17 protein-coding genes, 4 tRNA genes and 1 other RNA gene are annotated in these 21,789 nt (G+C 34.1%); 2 read left to right on the forward strand and 20 right to left on the reverse strand.

Annotated elements, in window-relative coordinates; genetic code table 11:
• Positions 1–33 precede the first annotated feature (33 nt).
• The 7 genes from dnaX to AC0LWJ_RS08580 form a co-directional block, all read right to left on the reverse strand.
• Entirely contained in the window at positions 34–1,638 is a 1,605-nt protein-coding gene (gene dnaX / locus AC0LWJ_RS08550) for a DNA polymerase III subunit gamma/tau (RefSeq protein WP_474240093.1), read from the reverse strand.
• A gap of 67 nt (positions 1,639–1,705) precedes the next feature.
• Positions 1,706–3,595, reverse strand: coding sequence for an HD domain-containing phosphohydrolase (locus AC0LWJ_RS08555; RefSeq protein ID WP_474240095.1), 1,890 nt, complete (start codon positions 3,593–3,595; stop codon positions 1,706–1,708).
• A gap of 120 nt (positions 3,596–3,715) precedes the next feature.
• An RNA gene (gene ffs, locus AC0LWJ_RS08560) (signal recognition particle sRNA large type) lies at positions 3,716–3,981 on the reverse strand.
• A 92-nt stretch (positions 3,982–4,073) separates the two neighbouring features.
• Positions 4,074–4,165, reverse strand: a tRNA-Ser gene (locus tag AC0LWJ_RS08565).
• An 11-nt stretch (positions 4,166–4,176) separates the two neighbouring features.
• Positions 4,177–4,266, reverse strand: a tRNA-Ser gene (locus tag AC0LWJ_RS08570).
• A 2-nt stretch (positions 4,267–4,268) separates the two neighbouring features.
• Positions 4,269–4,712: a nucleoside deaminase gene (locus tag AC0LWJ_RS08575; protein ID WP_474240097.1), complete on the reverse strand. Its 444-nt coding sequence runs from the start codon at positions 4,710–4,712 to the stop codon at positions 4,269–4,271.
• A gap of 25 nt (positions 4,713–4,737) precedes the next feature.
• Positions 4,738–4,814: transfer RNA gene (locus AC0LWJ_RS08580), tRNA-Arg, on the reverse strand.
• Between the two features lie 271 nt (positions 4,815–5,085).
• On the opposite strand from AC0LWJ_RS08580, the gene encB reads away from it, so the two are divergent.
• The gene (gene encB, locus AC0LWJ_RS08585) at positions 5,086–5,388 is read left to right on the forward strand and encodes an encapsulin nanocompartment ferritin-likeEncB family encapsulin nanocompartment ferritin-like cargo protein cargo protein (protein ID WP_474240099.1); all 303 of its coding nucleotides are present in this window, start codon (positions 5,086–5,088) and stop codon (positions 5,386–5,388) included.
• A 516-nt stretch (positions 5,389–5,904) separates the two neighbouring features.
• Here the strand turns inward: encB and AC0LWJ_RS08590 are convergent.
• The 9 genes from AC0LWJ_RS08590 to AC0LWJ_RS08630 form a co-directional block, all read right to left on the reverse strand.
• A complete protein-coding gene (locus tag AC0LWJ_RS08590) occupies positions 5,905–7,236 on the reverse strand; it encodes an RNA-guided endonuclease TnpB family protein (RefSeq protein WP_503031427.1) in 1,332 nt (443 codons plus the stop codon).
• Between the two features lie 296 nt (positions 7,237–7,532).
• On the reverse strand, positions 7,533–9,563 hold the full coding sequence (gene brxL, locus AC0LWJ_RS08595) for a protease Lon-related BREX system protein BrxL (RefSeq protein WP_474240130.1): 2,031 nt from the start codon (positions 9,561–9,563) through the stop codon (positions 7,533–7,535).
• 14 nt (positions 9,564–9,577) lie between these two features.
• Positions 9,578–12,136 (reverse strand): BREX-1 system phosphatase PglZ type A, encoded by a 2,559-nt coding sequence (gene pglZ, locus AC0LWJ_RS08600; RefSeq protein WP_474240132.1) that lies wholly within the window; start codon positions 12,134–12,136, stop codon positions 9,578–9,580.
• 292 nt (positions 12,137–12,428) lie between these two features.
• Positions 12,429–14,012: an IS1182 family transposase gene (locus AC0LWJ_RS08605; RefSeq protein ID WP_503031405.1), complete on the reverse strand. Its 1,584-nt coding sequence runs from the start codon at positions 14,010–14,012 to the stop codon at positions 12,429–12,431.
• A gap of 128 nt (positions 14,013–14,140) precedes the next feature.
• The gene (brxC, locus tag AC0LWJ_RS08610; protein ID WP_474237659.1) at positions 14,141–16,384 is read right to left on the reverse strand and encodes a BREX system P-loop protein BrxC; all 2,244 of its coding nucleotides are present in this window, start codon (positions 16,382–16,384) and stop codon (positions 14,141–14,143) included.
• Positions 16,385–16,405: 21 nt separating this feature from the next.
• On the reverse strand, positions 16,406–16,990 hold the full coding sequence (locus AC0LWJ_RS08615) for a DUF1788 domain-containing protein (RefSeq protein WP_474237660.1): 585 nt from the start codon (positions 16,988–16,990) through the stop codon (positions 16,406–16,408).
• Positions 16,991–17,596, reverse strand: a complete 606-nt coding sequence (locus tag AC0LWJ_RS08620; protein WP_503031428.1) for a DUF1819 family protein — start codon at positions 17,594–17,596, stop codon at positions 16,991–16,993.
• 116 nt (positions 17,597–17,712) lie between these two features.
• Positions 17,713–17,859 carry a hypothetical protein gene (locus tag AC0LWJ_RS08625; RefSeq protein ID WP_474237662.1) on the reverse strand — a complete coding sequence of 49 codons (147 nt, stop codon included), beginning with the start codon at positions 17,857–17,859 and terminating at the stop codon, positions 17,713–17,715.
• An 804-nt stretch (positions 17,860–18,663) separates the two neighbouring features.
• Positions 18,664–19,860, reverse strand: a complete 1,197-nt coding sequence (locus AC0LWJ_RS08630) for a patatin-like phospholipase family protein (protein WP_474237663.1) — start codon at positions 19,858–19,860, stop codon at positions 18,664–18,666.
• A 34-nt stretch (positions 19,861–19,894) separates the two neighbouring features.
• Between AC0LWJ_RS08630 and AC0LWJ_RS08635 the strand changes: the two genes are divergently transcribed.
• A complete protein-coding gene (locus tag AC0LWJ_RS08635) occupies positions 19,895–20,167 on the forward strand; it encodes a hypothetical protein (protein WP_474237664.1) in 273 nt (90 codons plus the stop codon).
• Between the two features lie 39 nt (positions 20,168–20,206).
• Here the strand turns inward: AC0LWJ_RS08635 and AC0LWJ_RS08640 are convergent, their stop codons facing one another.
• The 4 genes from AC0LWJ_RS08640 to AC0LWJ_RS08655 all read right to left on the reverse strand — a co-directional run bounded on the left by AC0LWJ_RS08640 (position 20,207) and on the right by AC0LWJ_RS08655 (position 21,778).
• Positions 20,207–20,542, reverse strand: a complete 336-nt coding sequence (locus tag AC0LWJ_RS08640) for a type II toxin-antitoxin system RelE family toxin (RefSeq protein ID WP_474237665.1) — start codon at positions 20,540–20,542, stop codon at positions 20,207–20,209.
• Between the two features lie 2 nt (positions 20,543–20,544).
• A complete protein-coding gene (locus AC0LWJ_RS08645; RefSeq protein WP_474237666.1) occupies positions 20,545–20,889 on the reverse strand; it encodes a type II toxin-antitoxin system prevent-host-death family antitoxin in 345 nt (114 codons plus the stop codon).
• 182 nt (positions 20,890–21,071) lie between these two features.
• A tRNA-Arg gene (locus AC0LWJ_RS08650) sits at positions 21,072–21,148 on the reverse strand.
• 153 nt (positions 21,149–21,301) lie between these two features.
• Positions 21,302–21,778: a hypothetical protein gene (locus AC0LWJ_RS08655; protein ID WP_474237667.1), complete on the reverse strand. Its 477-nt coding sequence runs from the start codon at positions 21,776–21,778 to the stop codon at positions 21,302–21,304.
• Positions 21,779–21,789 lie beyond the last annotated feature (11 nt).

The raw sequence follows: 21,789 nt of genomic DNA on the forward strand, positions 1-21,789 counted from the left end.
TATATGCTTATTCTGGATAAATAGTGAATATTATTATTCTTTAATTTCTATGTCACCAAAATAATTTTTAACCTGTTCTATCAATTCTTCTTCTTCACTTTTTTTCACAGCAAATTTTAATTTTAGTTCCATCCCTGTAATTTTACATAATACATCTTTAATATAATCTTTATTTTCAATTTTACTAAGTTCATCAATATACACCTTATCTTTATGAGAATATTTTACCACAATTTCATCATCTTTTAAATATGGAATTCCATAATTCATAAAAGAAAATAACAGCGGTCTATCTCTCTTTACAATATTTATTGCATCATTCCATATTTTCTTTATGTCTTTTGATACTAAATTATTTTCTGCCACTTTCTCCTTAATATTTTCGGCAGAAATAATTTTTGCTTTTTCCTCCATTTTTTTATTATGCTTAATTAAATCTGTTTCTTTTTTTTCTGATTTTGTACATGACATTTCACTGTAATCATTAATATTTTTAATCTTTTCGATCTCTTTTTCGACATTTTTAAGCCTATTTAAGATACCGGATAAATCAGTCGATATCTCAGGATTAATAAGCTTCAAGATAGTAACTTCAAAAAGAATCCTCGGTGATACGGCATAACGTATTTCTCCCTGAAGAGACATAAATTTATCAAGAACATTTGTGAGATATTCCAATTCAAAAGAAGCCGCTTTCTGTTTGACTCCTTTTAATTCTTCATCAAGGATAGTTTCAGCATTATCACCACAGGTTTTGTAAAGAAGTACATCCCTTAAAAAGCTTGTAATTGATTTTAACATATTACTTATATCTATTCCATAAAGCATTAAATTGTCAATGTATTTCATTGCTTTTGATGCATTTTTTTCATATATACTACTTATAAAGGCGTATATTGTATCATCATTTACTGCTCCAAGAATATCACATACATCTTCATATTTCAAGATATCATCGCTATATGACGCACACTGTTCAAGAATACTTATGGCATCTCTCATGGAACCATTACCGTATTGAGCGATTGCAGTTATAGCCCTATCCTCTATTTTTATATTACTGCTTTCACATATTCTTTTAAGATTTTTAGCTATTATTTTTTCCGGTATCCTCTTGAAGTCAAACCTCTGACACCTTGAAAGTATTGTAACAGGAATCTTATTTGGCTCGGTAGTCGCTAAAATAAATATGGCATGTGACGGCGGTTCCTCCAATGTCTTTAAAAGGGCGTTAAATGCACTTGTTGATAGCATATGTACCTCATCTATGATATATACCTTATATTTAGCAATAGATGGTGCATATATTATCGTATTCCTTAATTCTCTTACATCATCAACACTGTTATTCGATGCTGCATCTATCTCAATAATATCCATTATTCCATTACTATCAATAAGTTTGCATATCTCACAATTATTACAGGGCTCTCCTTTTGTATTATTGGGGCAGTTCACTGCTTTTGCAAAAATTTTGGCAATGCTTGTCTTGCCGGTACCCCTCGTTCCGCAAAAAAGGTATGCATGTCCCACTCTTTCCATTTTAATCTGATTTTTTAAGGTTCTAACAATATGATCCTGTCCCATAACTTCATCAAAACTTTGCGGTCTATATCTTCTATATAATGATTGGTACATAAAAACACCCCATTTATTTTATTCTAACAAAAAAAAGGATGTTTTTCTATATCCTTTTAATTGATTATCAAAAGCTGTTCTCTAATTTTACCTTTTCTATTTCTTCTTTTTTATTCATATATAATGATACAATACTATCAACAACAACCGGATTAAACTGTGTTCCTTTATATTTTAAAAGCTCATTTATTGCATCATCTAAGGAAATTCCCTTCCTGTAAGACCTGTCTGATGTCATTGCATCAAGGGAATCTGCCACACATAAAATTGCTGCTACTAATGGAATATCGCCATCATCAAGACCATATGGATATCCCTTCCCATCAAATCTTTCATGATGTTTTGCTATGCCCTCCATTATTTCTTCAGATAAACCTATAGGTTCCAGTATTTTTCTTGATATCTTCGGATGCACTTTTATTAGATTATATTCTTTATCCGTAAGTTTGCCGGGCTTTGTTAATATACTGTCAGATATTCCTATCTTCCCTATATCATGAAGTATTCCTGCAATACGTATTTTCTCAATTATATCATCTGAAAGTCCCATTTGCTTTCCTATTAATGCGCCATACTTTGATACCCTCAAAGAATGACCTTTTGTGTATTTATCCTTCGCTTCTACAGCATATGCTAATGCCTGAATTGTATTCATATACCAATTTTTTAAATTGTCATATAATCGCGCATTTTCTATAGCTATAGATAAACTGATAGAAAGCGACTTCAATAAATTCATGTTTTTCCCCGTACTTGATGATGTAAGAATATTCATTACACCTATTATATCATTTTTTGATATTAATGGGACAACAATAATTAAATAAGCCTTTCTTTCTATAAGATCCGACTTTATTCTATCATGAAATGGAAAATTATCAATTCCTTTTATTACTATTTCCTTTGATATAAATAATCTCGTATTATCATCCTCTGTTAAACTAATCTCTTTAAGCATAGGTCTGTCCTTTAATTCACCATTTTTTACATATAACTCAAGTTTGCCGCTCTCTTTATTATATGTTCTTATTGTACATAAAGGTGATTTGAACAAACGCACAATTTTTTCTGCAATATTATCAAGTATATCAAATAAACTTAGATTTGTTGATAAAAGTTGTGTTATATCTCCTATTGTAAGAATTTCTCTATTTTGCTCTAATATTTGATTTTTGGCATTATAATAGTCCGTTATATCTCTTGAAATCCCTTGAAGCCCTATGATATAATCTTTTTCATCTCTTATTACCCTTGCTCTTGTTTCCGTTATAATATTTTTTCCTTCTTTGCCTATAAAGTTAATTTCTGCCATATTTATTCTGTCCATCATCATATCCCATAATAAATCAGCATCTTTTTGATCTACAAATTTCAGTAAATTTTCCCCTATCATTTCTTCCGGCAAAAAATTCATGTATTTTAAAACCCTTAAATTAACAAACTCTATATTGAACTCTTTATCAACATACCATAGGATATCTGCCATATTATCCACAAGTGTCCTGTATTTAGCCTCTGATTTTTCAAGTTCCCCTGTTAACGCCTCTAATTGCTCATATGAAGCCTCTAATTCCGAATTGAAATCCTGTAATTCATTATTTTTATCTATTAATTCTTCTGTACGTTTTTTTAAAATATCATGTGCTTTTTTCAATTCTTGGACCATCAAATTGAAATCTTTTGATATTTCAATAAATTCTTCAGAATCATTTATATCAATTTTATAATTATATTCTCCTTCAGCTATCTTATTTGCAATATTATTTAAACCTTCAATAGGCTTAGATAGATTCTTGGACTCTTTAATAGAAATAAATAAAGATATGAGAATAATTAAAAAGGATACCAGTACATTGTTTCCAAATGTCTTAAAATTATGCAAAAATGATAATAAATATACCATAATAGATGTACCAAATATTACTATAAACAATCGTTTTCTATAATTCTTATGCATAATTACCTCCAAAATGATGACATTACAATTATAGTATCGGAAAATATCGATAAAACTTTAGAGGTATAGAGGTCCTAAATTTTTCAATTTTAGGCCTTTGTTTTATAAATAAAATAAAGGCCGTACACCCGACTTCGATATACTACCATAAGCGTTACATAAACAGTTGGCTCAACTTAAGCACCCCTACGGCACACGAAAGTGTTTGCTTACCGTTGCTTCCTTCCAGACCTGGCGGGATTCACAAATTTTCGTTGCGTAGGACTCAAGCATCATAACTACTTATTTATGCCAGCCTTACAATAAACAGACCTCAGCTCGGGACTTCAACCCTGCTATAGCGGATTGCAGGTTACAGGGCACCGCTACCTCCCCGTCTAGTACGGCCGTTTAACTCGATAAAATCTTCCTTATTAATTTGTCCCATTTTACAAGAATTATACATAATCAATTAAAGTAAAAACAAAATCTTTATAAATGGCGGAGAGAGAGGGATTCGAACCCTCGTACGGCTATTAACCGTAACACGATTTCCAGTCGTGCGCCTTAGACCAGCTCAGCCATCTCTCCATATTATTATGTGGCGGAGAGAGTGAGATTCGAACTCACGAGGCAAAAAATTGCCCACTCGCTTTCGAGGCGAGCGCTTTCGACCCCTCAGCCATCTCTCCATTTACCTTAATTTTTCAAAAAAATTTTTTAATAGATTTTTACATTCCTCTTCCATTATACCAAAATAAATATCTGATGTAGAATTTAAACTTCTTTTGCCAAGTATATCATATACAGTACCTGCTGCACCTGAATTTGCATTTTCAGCACCAATATACACCCTTCTTATGCGTGTTTCAATTATTGCACCTGCACACATAGGACATGGCTCAAGTGTTACAAACAAGTCGCAATCACTTAATCGCCAGTTGTTGAGATTTCTGCAGGCATTTTTTATCGCAATAATCTCGGCATGCATTGTACCATCATTTGAGGTTTCTTTAAGATTATGCCCTCTACCTATTATTATTCCATCTTTAACAACGACAGCACCAACAGGTACTTCGCCAAGATGCAAACTTTTTTCAGCTTCATTTAAAGCTTCCTGCATAAATTTATTAAACATAGTTATCACAACATTATCTAAAAAATGGTGCGCCCGAGAGGACTTGAACCTCCGACACACGGTTTAGGAAACCGTTGCTCTATCCTGCTGAGCTACGGGCACATGTAAATCTATAGTATAATATTTTTTATTATTCTTATTACGTCGCGACGAGGAATTCAAACCTCCTCACCCTTTTGATTCGTGATTTCGACAAATGTATTTTATCAGACATTTATTGAAATGTCAAGAGCGCCTTAAAGACATGAAAGACATTCTACTGCTATCTCAAGAACATTATAATAAACATCATAGCTTTATAATTTTTGGAATTACCTATATTTATGATATAATATTATTGTAGTTTAATGATAATATGAAAGGATGGGATTTTATGCCAGAGTTTGGAACCCCTTTTTCAGGACTCACTGAAAAGAAAAAAATAACCCATGAAGAGTTGGTAAGAGCTATACGTTTTATGGTAGCTGCAGAGTATGAAGCAATCCAGCTTTACACACAATTGGCAGAAGCTACTGATAATGAATTAGCAAAGGAAGTTTTAAATGATATAGCGGATGAAGAAAAAGTACATGCAGGAGAGTTTTTAAGGCTTTTAAAAGAATTAGCTCCAGATGAGGAAAAATTTTATGTTGATGGAGCAAAAGAAGTAGAAGAAATGATTGAAAAAATAAAATAAGCCATAAAAATTAAAGGTATCCGCCTTCGTTCAGCATCCGCTTTTGCGTCTGCTTTACTTCGGCGTCTAGGTAATTTTCAGTGTTTTTATAGTATTTTCGGTATAATTTTTTCCAGTTTAAACTGATGTTTATTTTTTGTATTTTTAAGCATGTTCCTTATAAACATGATTTTTTATCATGCTCCAAAGGTAGGCTTGATATTTTTCTATATTTTTTAATCAAGACGATTTGCTTATTTTTCAATACTTTAAAGGCAATTTTTACATTAAGGACTAATAAATTATATGTACAGCAATTGTAGTTTTAAAATATTAAGAAGTAAGGTTTTATTATTTAATTTCAAGTGAACTACATCTGGTGACTTTATCTTTGCATAACTTGCTGCATACCTAATAGCCTGGAAGTGAAGCCTCCCCATCTAAACATTTTGTGTTATAGATGGGGCTTCCTACCGCATTAACAGTAGAACTGCCTGTCATAAATACAGTCTATGTCACGCAATAACCACATCGTAGTTATACAGCTTTAACAAGACTAATTAATGAAGACAGGGTCTGCTGGCTTCTCGCTACAATCTCAGGAACTTTTGCCTGATACTGCAACCTCTTCTTTTCAGAAAGAGGGTTTAGGATTTCACGTATATAGTATCTTGCACCTATGTTATAGGATGCATTTAAATCTGCATGATATTTCTTGCCTGTGGAAAATTCGCATAAATCCTTCTTGCCGTTTCTTATTACCTTTCCTGTTCCATCATATGCTAATGCTGATGAGTTCTTTGGGTTAACCCATGATAAACGTATCCCATAACTGTGTGCCATATCAGCAACCTTGTTCTGTATTTTTTGCTTTGCCCAATATTGAAGCTTTATCCTCATTTTTCGTGCATAATTGCCTTTTGATTTTAATTTTTTAAGGTGCTCAAATACTATAACATCAGCATTATAATCTACAGCAAATTTAATTATTTGATGGACAGTATCATTGATGATTTGTCTGCTTAGATTGTTTATCTTTTTCCACAGATTAGGTTTTCTGCCGATACCTGATATTCTTTGTGCTTTTGCTAATTTGTTGATCTCATGAAGCAAACGGTCTTTTTCTATAGGCTGGTTTATAAATAATCTTCCTATGACAGTTCCATCATGCTTCATTGCACTGCAAACAGCAGATTTGTTTAAACCTAAATCAACAGATATTATTGTTCTGCCTTTAAGCGGTGTCTTGGTGAATTTAGCGGTCTTTTTATACGTGAAATGAAGATAATATTTTCTTCCGCTTTTTACTAACATCGGATTCATTTCTTTGAAATTCGTCATATCCCTATGCTCAAGATTTTTTGTTTTGAATTCTATGTTGTGCCACACCCAGTCATTGTTTTTATACACCTTGATTTTCGCTTTATTATTTCCTGTACGCTCAAACATATTATCTTTATAAAATACCGGATATGAATATCTTTTTGTTCCTAATACAGGTGGTTTATCTTTTAATATCTTGCCTTTTGCTTCATATTCCGCTTTTTTGTTAAGATAAGTTTTTAAATTTGAATGATAGCTTTTTACTGCACCAAGGGCTTCAGCAGTTGCCGCTCTTCTTAAGTATGAAGGGAATTTATAAAATCTATCGTCAAAGTCATATTTTGCTTTATTTTTCTTTGTACCGTGTATTAATTTTTCCATATAGTTTAACTGATCTTCCACAGATGACAGTATTGATATGGTATCCCATTCGGCATTTATTATGATGATTATATATGATAATGCTTTATTGTATATAGATATAGTATCATTGAAAGATTTATCTGCTGTTTTAATTTTAAACTTAACTGTTTTAATGCATTCCATATCAACACCACCTTTACAAATTTTTTCTTCCTTTATTATAATTATATCATAAAAATTTATTAAAAACTACAGCAGTAATGATGCCTTACTCCACCTAAATTTCCATTATAGGTGGAGACTGCGGCTACTGTCTTTTGGTTCAAATCTTTAAAAGTAGAAGTACTAATCTCAGTTTCACTAATAGTCATTTTATTTTCAATGCTTATCGGGATTAACATCCTTTTTCACTCCTTACACAATACAGGCAGATAATTCTTTGTAAACTTTCCATTAATATAACATGGTACAAACTCAAACTACTCTACCCCAAGTGCCTTAAACACTGCATCCTCTGGACTCTGGTAGAATGAAATCTGAAACTTTGCAAACAATTCAGGCGGAACGGTTGGAATATCTACCGCAGATGCCATGGGAAGAAGCACCCTCTTGGCACCCGAATCAAAACATACCTGCAGCACATTTGCCAATTCCTCAACCTTAATAATTGTGCCACCTATGCTGAGTGAACCCAGAACAACCAACTGGCTCTGTGGCGGCTTACCCAATGCCCCTGAACATAGGGCAACAAAGGCTGCCAATGCAAGTTCAGATGTCATTCCCACTCCATGTATATCCTGTACATGCATCAAATAATCCTTTGTGGTAACACTTATACTTCCACTTACATTTTTGCTGTTTGCCCTGAAGTACCTGAAGGCTGTCTCTATACTTTCTTTCGCCTCTCTATCAGAACCAAGGCCTGTCTTTTCAAATTTACCAGTGCCTGATATAACCTGGGTTTCAATCTTATAAGCCCCTATCATACCTGATTTTCCTCTGGCAATGGTATAAAGGTGCCCAGGCTTTCCCATGCCTTCAGGTATTATTTTGCCACCGCCCTGCTCGGAAACTGAAACAAATTCTTCGCTCATTGTTTCATTATCTATGTAGGAGAAATGGACATCATAAAATTCCATACCGCCGATTTTTTTCAACTGCTCTTTAACACGCCTTCTTCCCACCAGTGCATAACGCAGTATTTCTTCGATATCATCCCTTGTAAACTCACCGTTAGGGTATATAAGTTTAACAAGCCCTGAAACTGTTTTTCTTACTGCAATAACATCTCTTTGATTTAAGTTGTTACCCAGTTTAAAGAATTTATCCAATGCATCAGAGTAGGACCATTTTCTCATTTCCCTCATAAACTCTGATACATAATCTGTAATAAAACCATATTCATCTGTAAAAAACTCTGGACGCATTTTAGGTATCTCCCACCCAGGTACGTAATAATGCATCCTGTCAAAAAATGCAGTGTCATTTGCCATTGCCTCAGGGAACGGCTCAAATAGATGGGATGTTTTTAGCAGTACATCCACACTTTGATTGATATTACCCACAAATACCATAGAAGCAGAAGCATTCTTCTCTTCCTTCCCTCTGGCAAAAGAACCCGAAGCCATGTAGTCCTTCATTATCTGAATTCCATCTTTATCTTTAAATGTAATCCCGGCAACCTCGTCGAAGGCCACACAGTCCCAAAGCCCCACAAGGCCTATCTGCCTTGAAGCCATGTTATAAAATAAATTGGCTACCGTTGTCTGCCCGCCTGATACCAGGATGCTGTTTGGAGAAATCTCCTTATATACGTGGGATTTGCCCGTACCCCTTGGCCCCAGTTCGCAGAGATTGTAGTTGTTCTCCACCAGAGGTATCATCCTAGCCAGAAGGTGCCACTTCACATTATTTTCGAATCTTGTAGGCTCCATCCCTATAGACCTTAAAAGAATATCTACCCATTCATCTTTTGTGAAATATTTTCTGCCGTTTATTATCTCTTCCATATCGAGATTAGGCATTTGTATGGGGGTCAAATTGCTTATATTAAAAGGGCTTGTCCCTCTGGCCTCTTCATCATAATAGTAGTCCATCTTTATGATGCACCATATGCCGCCACACAGGAGTTTTTCATATTGTTTTACATAAGTCGGAGATATAGCGACTCCCTTTATGCCCAAATTTGAAAATTCGGCCTCATAGACATCCTTCTTTTCATTAAGTTTTACACTAACCTTATCAATAACGGTGTATTTTCCTATTTCCCTAATCTTGGATTTTACCTTTTCTGCTTCATCAGGACGCACAAAATTTTCAGCCAGAATTCTTTTTACTGTTTCAACTCCTTCGGCTATACCTTCTTCATCATCTGTGGCGCAATACATGCCCAAAAGATATTCAAGAACATATACGAGTACATTTGCTCCTTCTTTTATCTTTTTTGTTAAGTCCTTTCTTACAACTCTGCCAGCAAAATATTGATTTAATTTTTTGCTTAATTCACCCATAGGTATCCCTCACCTTAAAATCCAAAATCATCACTTATGGCTATATCAATAATAAACGGTATCTTCTCATACATCTTTTCTACCGTTTCCTCTTCATCTTCCATAATAAGATAATACTTCTTGGTTTTATCATACTTTCTGTTCTTTAATACAAACTTTTCCCTAAAACTTCTGTCCTCATAAATTTCAGACTTGCTATCGGCAATAATTATATTTTCATTGGATATGCGGCTGCCTTCTTCATCTATAAAATATACTTTGAGCCTCAATGGTACACGCTTATCCTCTATCTTCTCCGTCTGGAAGAATTCCAAATACGATATAGTGTTGGTTATTTTCCGTGTAATGCTTGTGAGTTTTACATCAACTTTCTTCACTTCATTTTTACTGCTCTTGCTTCTGTCATTTTTAAATCTCACTATAGGGACAATAATTTCCTGCAGGGATGTACCGCCATGTACATAGTTGGCTCCAGCGCCTTGCACTTTAAACCTGTTTACCCCCCTCGGAGTTATAAAGTTAAGATTGGTATCAGGCCCAAGTAAGTACTCCATGCTAAACGTTAAGGTCCCTTCCAACTGCTCAGGCTTTGTACTCAATACAAACCTTCTGTTTTCATAAGCATCTTCGATAGAACCTTTTGCCACCTTGTCGCTTTCTATAAGGTTTCCACGTTTATATATAAATCCGTGGTCGGCTGTAATAATGATATTGGTTGCCGTAACATTATTTACAAGATTATTTATCAGCACCTTTAATTCTTCAAAGGCTTCTTCTACCGCATCAAAAACTTCCCTTTCGGTCTGAGCATGGTCTCCTCTGGCATCGATAGTATTGTGGTAAATATAGATTAAATCTTTTCCTCCGAAGGTTTTGCGTAAGTCATCCCGCTTCATCTCAATTACATCCTCAAATTGTATTGCTATGGATTCCTGACTGTAATCCTTTAAAATTTTGTTTCTATTATCCGTTCCCTCTGAAGATATACCGTCCACATATACCTTATAATCCTCATCTATTGTAATGGCCTTATGGGGTAAAAGGGCTGCAAGACATAAGCGTGTGCTGGATGGTATACTGCCTTGCATGAATACAATATCCGTAGACCCTTTCCTTTCTTTGTTGAGGATGTTGCAAAACTCTTTAGCAGCCTCATAACGGAATGCATCTGAAATAATGACAAATACTCTTTCACCACGGTTCCTGAACGGTTTTACATAGGTATTATAAAAATCTTTCTGCATAACCGTACCAGGAATTGTCCACTTTCCATTTAGAGTTTCCAGACTGTCAGACCACTTGATGGAGAGGGTATTGAGATACCCGTTGACATAAATATTTTCAACCTTCTCCTTTAGTTCCATCAGCAGTTCCTTGTTTTGCAGTCTATCGAAAGAAGTATAGAATTTTCTATAGGCAGTATCCAGTTTATAATACTGCTCTGTATATCTTTCAATAAATTCTAAAGGAGTATACTGTCGTATGTTCTGGCTTATATTCTTCCAGCAGTCAAACAATTCGATAGCCCAGTAGATACACTCATATTCAAATTTAAACAAATTGTACCAGTGCTTTGTCCTCCTGGCTTGAATAAAATCCCTGTATTTTTCAAATTCACCAATACTGATAAGCAGTTGTTCTTTGAGTTTCTTTATGATTGCTTCGTCAAAGGCTTTGAAAGTATCACAGTTGATATAGTCCTCCACTTCCCAGTTATCGATATGTTCACGTAACTTCAGTTTCCCCTCCATGCTGTTTGCCAACCTGTCATAAGCAGCAGAGCAGAGAGAGTGATTCATGAAGTTGCTCAAGAATACCACACAGTCAGCCTTTCTTGAAGAAACATATTTTCTCCATGTTTCAGGTATTTCACCATTAAGGGAATATGCTACATTTGTAACCAGCATGAATACAGCCAGTTTTTCGAGGGTTGGTTCCTTATCATTATACCCGTAGTACTTATCAGCAAGTTTCCACAGTACACTGATATCCCCAAACTTCTCGATAGCCTCGAGGTACTTGTTGTTTTTTAAATCTTCTTCCATCAAAAGTACTCTTAAGCATTCATCAAAATCTGGATAAGGCTGTCTGCACAATGCCGACAGAACAGCCATATCCACTGTTTCTTCTGTGTACCTTTCTATTTCATATCCTATAAAAATTTTGTACCTGTCCTTGTTGTTAAAGAATTTTATATACTTCCTAAACACGCTCTTTAAACTGTCATCCGAAATATTCAAGTCTCTCATGATGACAGCAGCCTTGTCAGTAGAGAATTCCATACTATATTTTAATACATCCAATAAGTAATTCTCTTTTGGGGACGGTTTCTCAAAAGGAGCATAGAGAAGATAGTTAGAATCCATATCTACCTTCTCCAATTGATACTTCACGTAAAAATAATTGTTTTTACTTAATTTAATTATCTTTGCATTTTCAAGATTTAGTTCATCTATATCTTCCTTGAATTCCCCATCATCGTCATACCAGAAAACGATATGGCGTTTCTTGCCTTCGCTTAATTCCTTACTAAACGTATCTTCAAGAAGCGTTTTTATCTGAGTTAAATCCATAATATCCCACTCTTTTCTCTATATTTTCGCCAGCAAGTCCGCTTTCAATGGCCTCCTGCCTTCGCCCTGAGGTATCTCAATCCCTTGGAACTTAGCATAGTTTACACTTACCCCGTCATCTAGGAGTCCACTCGAAAATAACTTATCTGCCGGTTAAGAATTTTTATCATCGCATAAATTATCAGAATAATCTCTATTCAAAGAAATATATATGATTTTGTTATTGATTTTAATATGTATATTATGGCTTTATTGACCTGTTATTGCTATTTTTAATATCCTTAACCATTCTTTAAGCCGTTTTTGGGCAGACTTCCCCCTTCTTAATTTGTCTATTACAAATTTTAGAAATATGTTTCGTTATTATTTTGATATTATTGTTTATTGCTACCATTATCATTTGCCATCTTATTTTTAATTTTCCTCTATACCTTCCTTTACGTCCGCCATGCCTGGTAAGTTCTGATATGTTTCTTTCTACATTCGGTCTTTTTGCATAGTCTTCTTTAAATTCATCTGTTTTTTGATATTCCCTTTGTTCTTGTATTTCTTTTTCATACGGATGTATATTTATTGTTCTCCCTTTTTTTGATTTTGTACATTGGTCTTTTAGCGGACAATCATTACACTCTTCTGCTCTAAATTTCACTGTAACTTGCTCATGTTTTTGTGTTTTTTCAGTATCAAATTGTTTTATATGTCCATTGGGACATTCTACTGTTCCTTTTTCTAAATCAATTTTGAATTCTTCTTTTGAAAATCCTCCACTTGGATTTGTTGCTTCCGGCACTCTAATGCAAAAATCTGTTCCTTCTTCTTTCCTTTTTTCTATTTCTTCAAAGTCACTATATGCACAATCTCCATACAGTTTATCTATATCAACGCCGTTTCTTCGGCTTTGTTCTATAAGATCACTCATATGTTCTCCATCTGCTATATTTGCTCCATCAACTTCTATTCCTACTACTACTGAGCCTTTTTCTCCTCCTGTTATAATTTCAGCTTTGTATCCATCTGATAATTTCGATGAGGTCTTTCTTCCATGGCGCATTTCATCATCTACTACTGATATTATTCTGTCTTTTGCTGTTCCTTTTATCATTTTTACATGCCCGTCGTTTGTTATTTCAACATCTTGTAATGCTACTCTTTCTAATAATTCAATTGCTTTTTTTAAATCATCTTTTATATCTTTTTTTGTTTTTATATTTTCTACGAGTGATAGTGCATCTTTAACAAGTTCTTCGAGTAATTTTGCTTTTTCTTTTTCGTTTTCCCATGCTATTTTGGGTTTTTTGATATTTTCTTTATAATCTGTTCTTTTCAGTATTTTTTTCGATTCATCTTCCATTTCGTAAAACTTCATGAAACGGAGAACCATCTTTATCCCTTGGTATATCATAGTGTAAGTATCTTGTCTGGCACAGGAACCCCAAATCATGAATGAATCTATTATGTGTAAGTTGTCTTTATCAAACAGTCCTACTTCTTTTGCCTGACTAATTGTTTTAATGAATATTTCTTTTCCTATTTCGCTGTTAAACAGTCTTTTTCTATGATCACATAATGTTACTGCATCTATTCCATCAAAATCCCGTGGTGCGGTTAATGCATATTTAATTCTGTCATCGAATCGTGATTCTTCTTCCATTTCACGATCAGAATATCCTTTTTCAAATTGTATCAGCATCGCTGTAAATGTATATACCGGAGATATGGATTCTCTGCCATAGTATGAGAAAAGTGGCTGAAACATTTCTTCATTAAGATTATTAAATACCCATGTTCTTAATCTATGATAATAACTATCTTCAGAAATTTTTCCAAGTAACCAATAATCTGAAAATGACATTTGTCTGTCTGCTTTTCCTAACATTTTTATCACCACATTTTTCTTATTATATTATTTATATTATATCATAAAAATAGCTCTTAAGTGCTTATTTCATATGTGTTCAGGAGTATTTTTTATTGTAAATTATATGGTTTTCAATAACATATTTGTTAATTTGTGATTGATGATTTCGAGTGGACTCCTAGTTTCGTATAAATCCCTTCGATAAGCACCTTAAAACCGTCATTTATCCTGTCAACAGGATGCTTTTCCTTAACCTCAAGCCTCTGGGAGTTGGCATACATATCTGCATTCCTGATGGCTTCGGTCAGAAGGAATTTTACCCTCTCCTTGCGTTCTACCAGTTCCCTTCTTTTTCTATCCTTGATTTCTTCAATCTTTTGAGTAAAGGCAGTGCCTCCCTTTCTACGCAGGAAGGTTTCAATTTTCAATACTTCCTCCATTTCGTCGAGAAAAGTAGCATCATTGGGAAGTTTAACAATTAAGTTGTTTTCCCTTGCAGACATAAGTTTAAGTTCATTATCTGTAAGTTCTACTCCTGTGTCATAATAGGGTGTAATAATTTTAAGGCCTATATCATTCCCTTGATTACCCCTGAAGAACCTGTCATCCACAACCTGGTTAAAACTAAAGTTGTATCTTGAGGAGTATTTATATTTTTTATCGATGTAGATTTCTTCAAAGATGATTTCAGAAACTTTCTGGATAACCTCTCCCAAATCTACACTTATATTTTTTATCTCCCTATTGATATCCTGTTCCTCATGGGTAAGAAAGATATATTGGTCCCCGTTTTTTTGAACCAAAGTTTCCTTTATCAGTCTCTTTAAAGAATCCTCTATTTTCTTTTTAAGGTCTATCTTATCCTCGTCAATATGGCTTACCATAAGGGTAGCCAGATTTTCTATATTTGCAGGTATTTCTTTAACATATTTAATCATAAAAAGAATTTTCAAAAGTTCCACATCAAAGTCATTCAGATTTCCGTTCTCCTGAGCATGGATAATAACCGTCCTTATATTAGAATCAAGGAAGGCTTCAATGGTGTCATAAAAGGCTGAAAAGGGTATGAGAGTCCCTTCCTCTCGGTTCATATATTTGATGGCAGATTCCTGGAAAGAACTAATCATGGACCTTTCACCTTCTGCCAGATGCTTGCCTGACGCTCCGTGTATCCTTATAGAAGTCAACACCTGCTGCAATAGATAAAATTGGTATGGGATAAAGGGGTAACTTTCTGCAAAATCCTCACTGTCTTTATATACCTTCTTCTCTGGAGTGTCTGCTGAAAAGGTAATAAGGTTTTTAAGTATAGCATTTTTATTCTCATAAAGGAGTTTTAATGTATCCTTCGCCACATCGTTTTTAAGAAGTATCCTTTTCCTTATTACCTCATCAACATTGGCGCTGGAAAGGCTTAAACGAGTATTGAATCTTCCCTGTATTTTTGAAAAGTCATTGCCTTTTACTTTTGTAACAGAGTCAATATCCTGCTGGCTTGTCACAATGACCCAGGCCTTGCCGCCGCATTCCGTTCCCAGGTCCTCAACAACGGTTTGGAGATTGAGCATCAACTGGGAGTTATCTCCGATATATTGCCCGATTTCGTCTACCAGGAAAATAACATGATGGTTTTTACCTTTCCTTTCAATATATTCCCTTACCCTTCTGGCAAACTTCTCAACGCTTAAAGAATAATTTTCCTCGGCTTTCGCATACCAGTTCCGTGCTGCCTCGATACTCATTTTGGTACTCTTTGAAAGGGCTTCTACAATAGCGTCTTCCTCATAGTAAAAATCTTCCCTTGCATCTTGCCACTCTTTTCCTGACACTTCTTTAAATGTCTTTTTAAAATCCTCATAAACGCCATCCATTACCATTTGTCGCTCTAAGTCTGCTATCCACGGAATGGAACCACAAAAACCCTGTATTTCGTTAAATACCTTATTGAACACTTTGACAATGGCATCCTTGTTGGCTTTAGAGTCAGAATCACTCTTGGAATCAATATTAAAGAGAATAACATCCGCAGAAGTGTCACCTGCAAGTTTCATATCAGCCAGAACCATGCTGTCCTGGATTTTGTCTTTGAAGTATTCAATTGCCTTCTTTCCATTGACTTCTTTGTTTTCAAGGAGATAAGAGAGTATTTTGAGAAAGTGGGATTTACCGCTTCCAAAAAATCCAGAAATCCATACCCCCATTTTGTCGGTAGTACCCACAATACTCTTTTTATATGCTTCAAAAAAATCGTTAAAGTGCTTTGTCAGTTCCCTTGTGACAACATATTCTTCAAGTTCCTGGTATACATTGCTGTCATCGCCCTGGCCAATCTTAATAACTCCCTTGATATCCCTGTCTATGGGTTTATAAAACATTTCTTTTATACGCATATGTACATCCCCCTTAAAAAATCAATATCTTTCTACAAGTTTGAAGGCTCTATAGTAATTGTCGTCTTTTATTTCTTCAAACAGCACCAGTTCAAGTCCGTCGTATACTCCTGGAAAGAACATAACTACTGGAACTTCGTCCAAAACCTGATGAAGATTATTTAGCACCATATGCGAGCGGATAATCGGCCATACCTTTCCTACGCCAGTGATAAATACTACGTCGCCTTTTTTGACCCTATCCTTGATATACTGGATAATAAGGTCGTTCTTCTCTGTAAGCCTTAGTGCCTTTTTCGTAGCGTTAAATACAAACTCGCTTCCCTTATCCTGTTCCATCTTAAAGTTCTTCTCAAGATAACCTTTTGTCTCAAGAAGTTCCAGCATTATCTCATACAGGTCAAATTCCTTTATAGTAAAGCCGTAGTTTCCCTCATTGATTTTTTGTTTGAGAAACTGCACGTAATCTCTAACAAGCATTTCATATTTGGGTTCATAATCGAATATGTAATACCCGACTTCATTTCCGAGACCTGTATTTTCCCTGAAAGACTCTTTCGTTATACACTGCATTATTTCATCTAACCTGTCATAAATGGTTTTCATTTACATCTCCCCTATCAGTGCATTAAGGTATTTTGTATCTCCAATTTCTTTAAAATGATATGCTACATCCTCTTCAATAATTGGCCGAGCAATTTCCCTATCGTTTTTTTGGTTTTTTAGAAAACCAGCCTCAAACAGGATGCGAATATATACCTGCTTTAATTTATAGAAGGTATAGTCATCCCATGAGGCCACCCTTTCACTTTGTTCCTTCTTTCTATCAAAAAAAATATTAAAATCCTTGTCCTGCAAGGTAAAATCCCGAAGCAGTATCTTCTCTCTAAACACCTCATACATGAATTCAAAAAACAATCTATCTGTTTTCATAATGGCATATACAACTATCTGTTTACTGGTATCAACGTTTCCCTTTGCTATTTTTTCAATCAAAAAATCATCGAGGACCTTTAACCTCCGCAGCACGATTGACGCAATTTCACTTCTTCTTGTTTCTGTATTCACCTGAAATATATTATCGTTTTTGGCTTTATTTTTTATCTCAAATTCCTTAAGCCCTTTATTTATAAGTTCCGCGACCTTTTTTGTTTCCTTAAAAAAAAACGGTCTTGATTTAATTGTGGATTTATATTCCAACTCATTAACCATACTTTTCCTTCTTTCTGGTCCACTTTTTTTTACAATCATTATATCATTAAAATAAATTTTGTACAAATTAAATAATAAAATTATAATATGTCTATAACCTGCAAAGTGTACTATAATTATGCTTTACTGTAATATTTTTTTGTAATATTTTTTACTTTGATTCCTGATGTTTTACACACAGGACATGTATTGTCATTTTCTATTTTATATGTTGATTGAGATTTGCTGCCACAGCAGCATTTATTCATTATCCCATTATCCATTTTATTTTTTCTCCCCAAATTAAAATATGGTAATACTTTTCCACATAAAGTTCTATCATTCCTTAATCGTATTCTATTACCATTATACATTAAATTTTATTTTCATAAGTACCTTTTCCATTATAATTGGTTTCATTTACATAAATGTGCTAAGCACAGATATTCTACCTATTTCATTCATTTTCAAGAATTAATGTCTCAATTAAAAAAGGCATTAACAGAAAACCGTTTAGAGATTCGATTAAAATATTTTTCAAAGTATAAAGTGTTAATAATAGACGAAGTAGGATGTTATATCAATAAAAAGACCTTCATATAGATTATCTCCCCCACCAAAAGCAAACCCCGCAGCAAATCAGGTGTTATTCTGCATTTACTACGGGGTTTTGGAATGAACTTTATTATCATAGAGTCAACTTTATTATTGTTGAGCGGAGTTTATTTTCTGTATACAATTATATACAGACACGGGGACGGTTCTCTTGTCTATCTATCAGAATTTGATTTGCTCTATCTTTCTTCAAAATATCATCCCTTCTTTCAACAAATAGTCAATTGCTTTTTGAAGCTCTGCCTGAACCTTTTTATCCCACCACTGTCAAGCTCATATCTTACTCTATGCTTATTCCTTCTCATAATAATACTTCCTTTTATCTTTATTTGTTACGGTCAGAATTGCAATTAACAGCAGTTCTGACACGCTTCTTTAAACCCAGTATTAGTACTGTTTATTAAAAAGCTGTTTTATCACCAATGCAGGTATAAAGGCAAAAACTCCAAACAAGACACCAAGTTTTGTATCCTTTAAAGAATGATTCTTGCTATTTCTTTAATAGCATCGTCTTTATTAAATATGGAAAGCACATCTACTTTCTTGATTATTTTATCTACGAGACCTGACTGTTTATCCCTTTTTAATCCAATCGTTTCTTTTATTTTATTCACTATTTCTTCATAAGAATAGACTCTAAACCTCTCAAGCTGGCAAATTTCGGCTGTTTTATCTATTAAAGCCAAAATTATATCTTCATAATCGGCATCATTACTTAGATCTAAGATGCCTGATAATTTGGGAATAACGAATTCAAACAAAGCCCTCCTGTAAGGAATACTTTTATTTATACCAAAAATCTTATTTATTTTTAATACTTTACGTTCATCCAAATTTATTAAATAATCAAAAAAATACTCTTTATTCTTTTCAACTTCAATATAGTATTTTTTCCCTTTTAAACCTTTAAAAGCTTTTAAACCGTCAAAATATCCCAATTTAAGATTGTATCTTGCAACATCCTTGTCAAAATCTAATATTCCGCTTAACTCTTCTTTTGAGGATATGGTAATAATGTTAAACCCTTTTAAATTCATCTTTCTGACAACACCAAAACCATGTGTTCTTATTAGTATCAAATTTTTATATCCCTTGTTTATTAGCAAATTAGCAGGAAGATTATTATATATTCCTCCATCAACATATCTTTTCCCATCAATTTTTTCCCTCTTGAATATAGGTAAATAAGCACTTGCCATTAAATAATCTACTAATTTTCCCTTGGGAATATTTTCAATATATAATTCCAAAGGTTTTAAATCGGTCAGAGATACCGTAACAATTCCAAAATCTTTTCCTGAATTTCTTATTTTCCCTTCATCAATAATTTCTTTTAATAAATTCTTTAAAGGGGTTATATCTAATCCCTTATCTTCAATAATCCCTTTTAACTTTTCTTTTAATAAAAATATATCCTCCTTATTTAAATTCCCTTTTTTGAATTTTTCTATTTTCTCATCATCGGCATTTATAACCCTTGAATAAGACATATCATACCATAAGTCATAAGCCTTCTCAAAATCCTCCTGTACTATCATGGCACCGTTTAACGCCCCTACAGAAGTACCGGCAACACCCTTGACCTCTATACCCATTTCCACTAAAGCTTTAAAAGCTCCTATCTGATACGCTCCTCTTCCTCCCCCACCTTCCAAAACCAAACCATACATTTTACTTCATCCCACCTCCTTTAGTTTATGATATATGTCAATAATTGTTTTAATTTTATACTTGTGTTCTTTTACAACAAGTACAATAAGATTATGGGCAAGGAAGGCAAGTTATGGCAATCCAGATTTTATGACAAAGATAAGAGATGGTGAGGAATTACAAAATAAAATTGAATATATTCACAATAATCCTGTAAGAGCAGGGATAGTTGAAACACCAGAAGAATACGAATTCTCAAGCTACAATTACTATTACGATAAGGTGAATAATTATTTTATAGGAATGCTTTTTAATAAGCAGCACTAAGGATGGGCTACTCAACTACTATCCTTTTTAAAAAAGATCTTAAAAGATTTTATCTCCATATTTTCTTTTTCTTTTTTCTGTTAATTTATAGCACTGACTTTCACCCCGTTTCGAGATAACAACAATATTCATTATTTGCCTATCCCGGACCAATGTATAAACAACTCTAATTCCTATATTTTTATACTTTATTTTAAAAAAACCTGTTAAATTGTTTCCCCTTTTATTCCCTAATGGTTTTCCGTACCCACCTTCACTTTGTGGCAAAGGATTTAGTCTGACTTTTTCAATACCTGCATACACAATAGTTCTAATGCTTTTATCCAGTATAAATAAATCTTTCTTTGCATCAGGCATAAAAGAAACTTTCCACATCTTTATTCAATCTCCACTGTTTCAACATATTTATTTAATTCTTCTTTCGTTAAGCCTTCTTTTTCAAGAATTTCTTCAAAAGATATCAGATCTTCTTCCTTTAAATCTTTTGTTCTTTCTTGTGCAATTTGTAAAAGTTCAAAATTCTCCTTTGCTTCCATAAGATCAATATATTCATTTATTGACATGATTACTGCTTCAGGTTTATTATTTTTAACAACTATATACTGCTCTTTGTTCTTTCCAATCCGTTGTATAATCTTTGAAGCCATGCCTCTGCTTAAATCAGAAACAGAAATAAGCTTATTAATTATATTTCTCAAATCATGTTTAGAAATTTGTGACACGGTATTTCCCTCCTTACTATTTTGCAATCTATACTTTATATTATATACAAATTCATAATAATTTTCAATATTATATTCATGAAATTTCAACATAAACTTGAAAGAAGTCTCCCATCGCAATCAACTCGCAATCAAAAAGGGTATATGCCTTATCACATATACCCTCAAATATGCTATTTTACTGGTGCGCCCGACAGGATTCGAACCCGTGGCCTTTTGATTCGTAGTCAAACGCTCTATCCAGCTGAGCTACGGGCGCATAATCTTTTTTTATAATAACATATTTCTATACTTTTTGCAAATACTTTGGGGATAATTTTTTCCCTGATTTTTTATAAATAAAGGGTTGTAAGTTTGCCTTACAACCCTTATTTTAGAATTACTATAACCTTTCCTTTTGAGAAATCTGTTGCTAAAAACCTGTTATACCTTGCTGTGCCTGTTGCTGTTGCATACCGGCAGGTTGAGGCTGTTGAGGCTGTTGCATGCCGGCAGGTTGCTGTCCCGGCATTTGAGGAGTCAACTGCTGCAATTGCTGATTTGAGGAATCTAAAATCTTGCTCATTTGAGCAAATACCTGATTTGCCTGTATGCTTTGCTGTGCCTGCTGCAGTGCTGCCATAGCCTGCTGTAACGCCTGCTGTACCTGCATATCTGTTTGATTTTGTTGCTGTTGTGCCTGAGTTTTTACCTGATTTAATAATTGCTGGAACTGCTGTGGAGTAACATTTATACCCATGTTTTGAAGCTGCTGCTGTACCTGCTGTGCCTGTTGCTGTGCTTGTTGTTGGTCTTGTTGATTGGGTTTTCCAAACCTTGAACTCAGCTCTTCTGAAACTTCACTGTTGACCTTCTCACCAAGATAATCCTCAAATTCTTTCCTATTCATGTTAACCCTCC

It is taken from the genome of Aceticella sp. 75b-Ac (genome assembly GCF_056032965.2).